This is a genomic window from Longimicrobium sp., assembly GCF_036387355.1.
GTDB lineage: Bacteria > Gemmatimonadota > Gemmatimonadetes > Longimicrobiales > Longimicrobiaceae > Longimicrobium.
This window is the reverse complement of the sequence record NZ_DASVTX010000558.1, coordinates 1-7,201: the sequence shown is the minus strand read 5'-3', so window position 1 is coordinate 7,201 and position 7,201 is coordinate 1. Positions and strand designations below refer to the sequence as shown.

At 70.2% G+C, this 7,201-nt stretch carries 9 protein-coding genes; 5 read left to right on the top strand and 4 right to left on the bottom strand.

Annotation, left to right across the window (positions count from 1 at the left end):
- The first annotated feature begins 189 nt into the window (after positions 1 to 189).
- Together VF665_RS24205 and VF665_RS24200 are read left to right on the top strand one after the other, a co-directional pair.
- Complete coding sequence (locus tag VF665_RS24205) at positions 190 to 663, top strand: hypothetical protein (RefSeq protein WP_331056061.1); 474 nt, start codon at positions 190 to 192, stop codon at positions 661 to 663.
- Positions 664 to 834: 171 nt separating this feature from the next.
- Positions 835 to 1,488, top strand: coding sequence for a DUF3800 domain-containing protein (locus tag VF665_RS24200; protein ID WP_331056060.1), 654 nt, complete (start codon positions 835 to 837; stop codon positions 1,486 to 1,488).
- 158 nt (positions 1,489 to 1,646) lie between these two features.
- Here the strand turns inward: VF665_RS24200 and VF665_RS24195 are convergent, their stop codons facing one another.
- The 4 genes from VF665_RS24195 to VF665_RS24180 form a co-directional block, all read right to left on the bottom strand.
- Entirely contained in the window at positions 1,647 to 2,309 is a 663-nt protein-coding gene (locus VF665_RS24195; protein WP_331056059.1) for an alpha/beta hydrolase, read from the bottom strand.
- A 5-nt stretch (positions 2,310 to 2,314) separates the two neighbouring features.
- On the bottom strand, positions 2,315 to 3,382 hold the full coding sequence (locus VF665_RS24190) for a VOC family protein (protein WP_331056058.1): 1,068 nt from the start codon (positions 3,380 to 3,382) through the stop codon (positions 2,315 to 2,317).
- Between the two features lie 77 nt (positions 3,383 to 3,459).
- Complete coding sequence (locus VF665_RS24185) at positions 3,460 to 4,023, bottom strand: YceI family protein (protein ID WP_331056057.1); 564 nt, start codon at positions 4,021 to 4,023, stop codon at positions 3,460 to 3,462.
- A 121-nt stretch (positions 4,024 to 4,144) separates the two neighbouring features.
- Positions 4,145 to 4,609, bottom strand: coding sequence for a MarR family winged helix-turn-helix transcriptional regulator (locus tag VF665_RS24180; protein WP_331056056.1), 465 nt, complete (start codon positions 4,607 to 4,609; stop codon positions 4,145 to 4,147).
- A 175-nt stretch (positions 4,610 to 4,784) separates the two neighbouring features.
- On the opposite strand from VF665_RS24180, the gene VF665_RS24175 reads away from it, so the two are divergent.
- The 3 genes from VF665_RS24175 (at position 4,785) to VF665_RS24165 (ending at position 7,133) form a co-directional block, all read left to right on the top strand.
- Complete coding sequence (locus VF665_RS24175; protein WP_331056055.1) at positions 4,785 to 5,615, top strand: alpha/beta hydrolase; 831 nt, start codon at positions 4,785 to 4,787, stop codon at positions 5,613 to 5,615.
- Positions 5,616 to 5,676: 61 nt separating this feature from the next.
- Positions 5,677 to 6,576: a pseudouridine-5'-phosphate glycosidase gene (locus VF665_RS24170; RefSeq protein WP_331056054.1), complete on the top strand. Its 900-nt coding sequence runs from the start codon at positions 5,677 to 5,679 to the stop codon at positions 6,574 to 6,576.
- The gene (locus VF665_RS24165) at positions 6,573 to 7,133 is read left to right on the top strand and encodes a 5-formyltetrahydrofolate cyclo-ligase (protein WP_331056053.1); all 561 of its coding nucleotides are present in this window, start codon (positions 6,573 to 6,575) and stop codon (positions 7,131 to 7,133) included. The genes VF665_RS24170 and VF665_RS24165 overlap by 4 nt, the downstream gene beginning before the upstream one ends.
- Positions 7,134 to 7,201 lie beyond the last annotated feature (68 nt).

Sequence of the window (7,201 nt, the reverse complement as noted above, 5' to 3'; positions counted from 1 at the left end):
CCGGAACTCTGAGGGCCCATTCACCCAAGATGGAACCCGCCGCTCGAGATCGATACGCCCGACCGTAGTGCCGCCGCTCCCGCGACCGGGGCTGATTCACCGCGGTCGACAGGAGAAACCCTTGTTCCGGCGCGTGCGGACGAGCATACTTTCATACCTCCGCCACGCTGCCGCAGCAGTTCCCGATCGATGATCCTCGAAAGCGCCGTCGCCGCCCTCCTGTGCACCCTTCCCGCAACCGCCGCGGGGTACGCGGGCTACTTTTCGTGGCGCGGGCGCAAGCGCAACCGGGCGGAACTGTGCGCCACCTGCGCCGGCCCGCAGTACGCCGCGCCCGCGTACGAGGCGCCGTCGCTGGTGCAGGGCCGGCTTACATGCGCGCCCTGCGCGGCCCGCCATCGCACGCGGGTGCGGGTGGCGCTGGGGGCGGCGGGCGCGCTGAGCACCGCCGCCGTGGCGGGAACGGCGACGGTGGCCGTCATTGGAGGCGGCGGATTGCTGCTGCCCGTGGCGGTGACGCTGGAGTACGCGGGCATCTTTGGCGGGGCGGTGGTGTGGATGAAGCGCCGCAACCGCGCCGCGCACCGTGAACTGCAGGCGGGAATCGATCCCCTCTTCCGCCTCCCCGAATCCACCGAACCCCACGCGCTCCCCGGCCGCTGATCCGCTGCGCGCCACACACGGATGTCGAAAAAGAGCCCCGGCCTTCTGGTGAAGGCCGGGGCTTCTGTCATCACGTCCCGCCTGTGGCGGAAAGAGAATGAGTACACAATGGACGGCTGTTTCGTTACCTTTGGGGCGCTCCCATGTAGATGAACATCAAAGGCGCCCTGCATGCCTCGCATCAGCGTATTCGCGGACGAAAGCGGCAACTTCGACTTCTCGCGCAAGCAGGGCGCCTCGCGCTACTTCATCCTTACCACGGTAACCTGCGCGAGCTTCAGCGTGGGCGACGCGCTGCTCCGGCTGCGGCGCGAGATTGCGTGGGAGGGGCACGGGATGGATTCGGAGTTCCACGCCACCACCGACAAGCAGGCCGTTCGGGACCAGGTGTTCGCCGTTCTGGCGCAGCACGACTTCCGGATCGACGCGACCATTCTGGAGAAGGCCAAGGCGGCGCCCCATACCCGCGCGGATGACCGGTTCTACAAACTCGCGTGGTATCTGCACATGAAGCACGTCGCGCCACGCGTGGTCCGACGGGCCGACGAGCTGTTCGTGGTGAGCGCCGCGCTGGGCGTTAAGAAGAAGCGCGCCATCATGCACGCGGGTGTGTCCGACGTGATCCGCCAGGTGAGCCCCACGACCGAGTTTCGCTGCGCGTCGTGGAGCGCGCACAGCGAGCCGTGCCTGCAGGTGGCGGACTACTGCTGCTGGGCCATCAGCCGCAAATGGGAGCGCGGCGACGACCGCTCGCATCAGCTGATCGCCAACAAGATCCGGAGCGAATTCGAGGTGTTCCGCGTGGGAACCAGGACGTACTACTGAGGACGGACATGGGGGAAAAGCGGCGCGGCTGACTAGCCACCCCCGGAGGTGTGGCAGAGCCCAGGGGCTCTTGTCGTCAGCCGCTTCGAAAATCACCGCTATGGAATAAACCTACAGCGCCCAAACATCATCGTCAAGGGGGAGGGCCGCGGCCCCGATCACGCTGCCACTGCGTCCATGATCGCGCGAACGGCTGCGATTTCGTCTTCGTTGATGGTGTGCCCCATCCCGGGGTACAGGCGCATGTCCACCGCGCCGCCCAGCGCGCGCAGCACCTCCGCCGATTCGCGGACGCGGGTGGCGGGGATGTGTCCGTCCACGTCGCTGCACCCCAGGAACACCGGCGTGCCGTCCAGCGAGCCCGGGTAGTCGCGCGGCGTGCCGTCCGGGCCAATGAGCCCGCCGCTGAGCGCCGCCACGCCCCCGTACCGCCGCGCGTGCCGCGCCGCGAACTCCGTGGCCAGGCACGCCCCCTGGCTGAAGCCCAGCAGAACGATGCGCTCCGCCGGGATCCCCGCCTCCTCCGCCTCGGCGATGGCGCGCGCCACGGCGTCCATCCCCGACGTGATCCCCGGCTCGTTCTGCGCCAGCGGCGACATGAAGCCGTACGGATACCACGTGTTCGCCGCCGCCTGCGGGGCCAGGCAGGCCCAGTCCTCGCGGCCCAGCTCGCGGGCGAGCGCCAGCATTCCCGCCGCGTCGCCGCCGCGGCCGTGCACCATCACCATCGCCGCGCGGGCGCTCGCCAGCGGCGCTCCGCCGCGCAGCGCCGGCCGCCCCGCGTGCGGATCGGCCGGGCTCGCCTGGGTCATCATCGTCATCCCGTTCACCCGATGGGCGCCAGGGTGGCGCCGATCTGCTCGCGTTCCGCCTCCAGCCACGCGGGCAGCATCAGCCCCGCGCCCAGCGCGCCCGGCTCCTCGTCCACGGCGAAGCCGGGGCCGTCCGTGGCGATCTCCAGCAGCAGCCCGTCCGGCGCGCGGAAGTAGATGCTGCGGAAGTAGCTGCGCTCCATCACCGGCGAGGGCTGCACGCCCATGGCCCGCAGGTGGTCCACCCACGCCGCCTGCTCGTCGTCATCCTTCGCGCGGAAGGCCACGTGGTGCGTCTGGCCCGCGCCGCCCCGCGCGTGGTTCCAGCTGCTGGGCCAGCCGAACAGCGTCCACGAGCTGTGCGGCGCCACGCGGGTTCCGTCGTACGCGCCCCAGAAGTAGTGCAGCGTATCCGGATCGTCGCGGTTGGTCGTCTTCTTGACCAGCGACAATCCCAACGCCTGCTCGTAGAACTCGCCCGCCCGCACCAGGTCGTCGGTAATGCCGCTGATGTGGTGAATGCCGTGCAGCGCCATGTCGGGCGTAATGGACGGCACCGGCTCCGGGTGCGTGAGCGCGGCGATGGCGGCCTCGTCGCGATGGCCCACCACGATGCGCTCCGGCGGCAGCAGCAGCTTCTGCCCCAGCGCGTCCGCCGGCTCGTCGATGGCGTAGCCCGGCCCGGCGGTGGCGATCTCCACGATCTGCCCGTCCGGGTCGCGGAAGTACAGGCTGGTGAAGTAGCCGCGGTCGTACGGGCCGGAGGTGTGCACCCCGGCGTCCGTCAGCCGCCGCTTCCACTTGAGCAGCGCCTGGTCGGTGGCCACGCCCAGCGCCACGTGGTGCACCCCGCCGATCCCCGGCCGGCCGCGCGCGCTCCCCGGCCACTCAAAGAAGGTGAGGATGGTGCCCGGCGAGCCGGTGGCGTCGCCAAAGTACAGGTGGTACGCGCCGGGATCGTCGAAGTTGACGGTCTTCTTCACCAGCCCCAGCCCCAGCACGTCGCGGTAGAACGCGACGGTGCGCGCGGCGTCGCCCGACACCATGGTGATGTGGTGAATGCCCGCGGTGGACAGCTTCATCGTCGTCTCCCCGTGTTCCCGGCCCGTGGCCCCGCCCGCCGTGGGACGGGGCCGGAAGTGTACTGCCCGCCCGTGGTTCAGGCCGCCTTGATGGCCTCGACCTCGAGCGTGATCTTGATGTCGTTGCCCACCACCACGCCGCCCGTTTCCAGCGCCTGGTTCCACGTCAGGCCGAAGTCGCGCCGGTCCACCTTGGTGGTGGCGCTGAAGCCCGCGCGCTCGCCGCCCCACGGATCGCCGCCGCGGCCCTCGTCCGAGGTGTGCAGCACCACCGCCCGCGTCACGTCGCGAATGGTAAGGTTGCCGTACACGTCAAAGTGGTCGCCGTCACGCTCGATGCTGGTGCTCTCAAAGCGGATCGCGGGGAACTTCTCCACGTCAAAGAAGTCCGCCGAGCGCAGGTGCGCATCGCGCTGCTCCTGGCGCGTGTTGATGCTGGTGACGTCGATCTCGGCCTTCACGCTGGAGTTCAGCGGGTTCTGCTCGTCCAGCAGAATGGTGCCGGTCACCGCGCCGAAGTGGCCGCGCACGGTGCTGATCATCAGGTGCTTGACCGAGAACTCCACGGTGGTGTGGGCCGGGTCGATGTTCCAGGTGGTCACGCCGGTGTTCGCGGTGGCGGGGACGGTCGCGTCGCTCATGAGAGTGTCTCCGGTTCGTTGGTGTGGGCCCGTCTCTGTTTCGCGCCGTCCCGGGCCGTACGGCCGGCGTGATGCTGCGAATTCCAAAATCACAGAACTGAGATATATCCGTACAAAGAAGCTACGCTCCGCCCCGCGGGTTCAGCTCCGCGGCGTGCCGCCCCAGCGAGCGCAGCAGCCGGATCGCCAGCTCCTGGTCTTCTTCCCTCAGCCCCGAGACGGCGTGCTGCACGGCTTCGGCGTGGCGGGGAAAGATCTCCCGCATCTTCGCCTGCCCGTCGTCCGTCAGCGCCGCGTACGTGGCGCGCCGGTCGCGGTCGCAGCGCCTGCGCTCCACCCATCCCTTTGCGGCCAGCCGGTCCACCAGGTAGGTAATGCCGCCGCTGGTGACGAGCGTCTTGCGCTGCACCTCGCCCTGGGTCATGGGCCCGCCGTGAAAGAGCGCCTCCATGACGCCGAACTCGGCCAGGGTCAGTCCGTGGCGGGCCACGTCGGCCTGGGCATGCCGCTCGATGGCCGCATGGGCGCGCGAAAGCACCACCCACAGCTTCAGCGACCGCTCCGTCCCGTCCGTTGCCTCGTTCATGTTTCCCTCGGCGCTAATAATTACAGCACTAAGATAATTCAATCCGCGTGCCCGTCAACCCCTCGATGCCGCTCATCGGGGAACCAGGCGTCTGGATCCGGACCGGGATGCGCGAACGGGGCGGGGCGGGTAGTTTGGGGCGTCCACACGATCCCCGTTGCGACGGACCCCAGGCATGACCGACACCACCGCCGTTCCCATTCTGAACCACGCCCGCGTCGTGGCGGCTGGCGCCACGCCCGAGCGGTGGCTGCTCGTGCTGCACGGCATCTACGGCAGCGGCCGCAACTGGGGCACCATCGCGCGGCGGCTGGTGGAGGCGCGGCCGGAGTGGGGCGCGCTGCTGGTGGACCTGCGCAACCACGGCGGCTCGCACGGGTTCGCCGGCCCGCACACGCTTGAGGCCACCGCCCAGGACGTGGACCGGCTTGTGGAGCACCTGGACTTTCACGCGGCCGCGGTGATGGGGCACTCGTTCGGCGGCAAGGTGGCGCTGCTGTACGCACAGCACCACGCGGACGGCGGGCTGCGGCAGGTGTGGGTGATGGACAGCACTCCCGCCGTGCGCGAGCCGGAGGGGAGCGCGTGGCGGATGATCGAGGCCGTACGCGCGCTGCCGCCGGAGTTCGCGTCGCGCGCCGAGGCCGTTGGCGGGCTGGTGGCCGCCGGATATCCAGAGGCGCTGGGGCAGTGGATGGCCATCAACCTGGAGCCGGTGGAGGGCCGCTACCGCTGGCGCGTGAACTTTGACGTGCTGGAGGAGATGCTGCGCGACTTCTTTCGCACGGAACTGTGGGAAACGGTGGTGCATCCGCCGGAGGGAACGGAGATCCACTTCGTAAAGGCGACGCGGTCCAGCACGCTGGACGAGGAATCGATGCACCGCGTGGAAGCCGCGGGAATGGCGAACGGCCGCGTGCACCTGCACCTGGTGGAGGGCGGGCACTGGATCAACACGGACAACCCCGAGGCGGTGCTGGCGCTGCTGCGGGACAATCTGCCGTAGGAGAGGGCGGGGGAGTGCAGAGTGCGGAGTGCGGGACTGCTGATCTACTCGGGATAGACTGATGATTCTGACCTCGTTGGAAGTCACTACGGCGCTCGCGGAGCGGCGGGCGGTGGTGGCGCTGGAGAGCACCGTTCTGGCGCACGGGCTGCCGCGGCCGCGCAACCTGGAGCTGGGCCGCGCGATGGAGGCCGCCGTTCGCGACGGGGGCGCGGTTCCCGCCACCGTCGGCGTCGTCAGCGGGGTGCCGCAGGTGGGGCTTTCGGATGACGACATCGAGCGCCTGGCCAACACGGACGGCGTGCTCAAGCTTTCCACGCGCGACCTGGCCATCTCCATCGCGCGGCGGGTGGATGGCGCGACCACGGTGGCGTCTACCATGTGGCTGGCGTGCCGCGCCGGGGTGCAGATCTTTGCGACGGGCGGCATTGGCGGCGTGCACCGCGGCGGGGACCACGACGTCAGCGCGGACCTTACGGAGCTGGGGCGCACGCAGATGATGGTGGTCTGCGCAGGTGCCAAGAGCATTCTGGACCTGCCCGCCACGCGCGAGGCGCTGGAAACGGCGGGCGTGCTGGTGGTGGGGTACGGGACGGACGAGTTTCCCGCGTTCTACGCGCGCCGTAGCGGCCTGCCCGTGGACGCCAGGGTGGACACGCCGGAGGAGGCGGCGGCGCTCTGGCGCGCGCACTGCGACCTGGGCGTGCCCGGCGCGCTGCTGCTGTGCGTTCCCCCGCCGGAGGAGCACGCCCTGGCTTCGGAAGACGTGGACGGCGCGATTTCCGCGGCGCTGGAGTCGGCCCGCAGCGAGGGTGTGCGCGGCAAGGATGTGACGCCGTATCTGCTGCGCGCCGTGGCCGGCCACACGGGCGGGCGCTCGCTGGAGACGAACGTGGCGCTGCTCCTGAACAACGCGCGCGTGGCCACGTCCGTCGCCGTCGCGCTCGCCTCGGGGCGGTGACCAAGCAGCAGATCCGCGCCGCGGCCAGGGCGACGCTCGCCGGCCTCTCGGGGGATGAACGAAGCCGCGCGGAGGCCGCCATCGCCGCGCGGGTCTGGGAGGTGCCGGAGATCGCCGGGGCGCGCACGCTGCTGCTCTACGCCACGCTCCCCGGCGAGGTGGGTACCGACGCCATCGCCGACGAGGCGCGCAGGCGCGGCATTCTGCTCGTCTACCCGCGTTGCCTGGACGACCGCCGCCTCGCGCTGCACCTGGTAGACCGGCACGATGCGCTGCGCCCGGGGCGATACGGCATCCGTGAGCCGGACGCGGACGCCTGCCCCATCCACCGCGTGGCGGACGTGGACGCCGCGCTCATCCCCGGCCTGGCGTGGGACCGCGCGCGGCAGCGCCTGGGCCGCGGCGCCGGCTACTATGATCGCCTGCTGGCGGATCCCGAGTGGCGGGGCTTCCGCTGCGGCCTTTTCTTCGCCGCGCAGGAAGTTCGCGCAATCCCCGCGGACCCCTGGGATTCGCCCATGAACGCCATTGTCACTGACCACGGCGTCATCCGCTGAATCCCGCGTTGACGCAACAAAGGCCCGGCTCTCCGCAGCCGGGCCTTTCTGCATCCTCCAAGTCCGCC

Coding starts and splice junctions, on each gene's coding strand:
- VF665_RS24190 (WP_331056058.1), bottom strand. CDS start 3,382: ATGAAGCTGTCCACCGCGGGCATTCACCACATCACCATGGTGTCGGGC.
- VF665_RS24175 (WP_331056055.1), top strand. CDS start 4,785: ATGACCGACACCACCGCCGTTCCCATTCTGAACCACGCCCGCGTCGTG.
- VF665_RS24200 (WP_331056060.1), top strand. CDS start 835: ATGCCTCGCATCAGCGTATTCGCGGACGAAAGCGGCAACTTCGACTTC.
- VF665_RS24205 (WP_331056061.1), top strand. CDS start 190: ATGATCCTCGAAAGCGCCGTCGCCGCCCTCCTGTGCACCCTTCCCGCA.
- VF665_RS24185 (WP_331056057.1), bottom strand. CDS start 4,023: ATGAGCGACGCGACCGTCCCCGCCACCGCGAACACCGGCGTGACCACC.
- VF665_RS24180 (WP_331056056.1), bottom strand. CDS start 4,609: ATGAACGAGGCAACGGACGGGACGGAGCGGTCGCTGAAGCTGTGGGTG.
- VF665_RS24195 (WP_331056059.1), bottom strand. CDS start 2,309: ATGACGATGATGACCCAGGCGAGCCCGGCCGATCCGCACGCGGGGCGG.
- VF665_RS24170 (WP_331056054.1), top strand. CDS start 5,677: ATGATTCTGACCTCGTTGGAAGTCACTACGGCGCTCGCGGAGCGGCGG.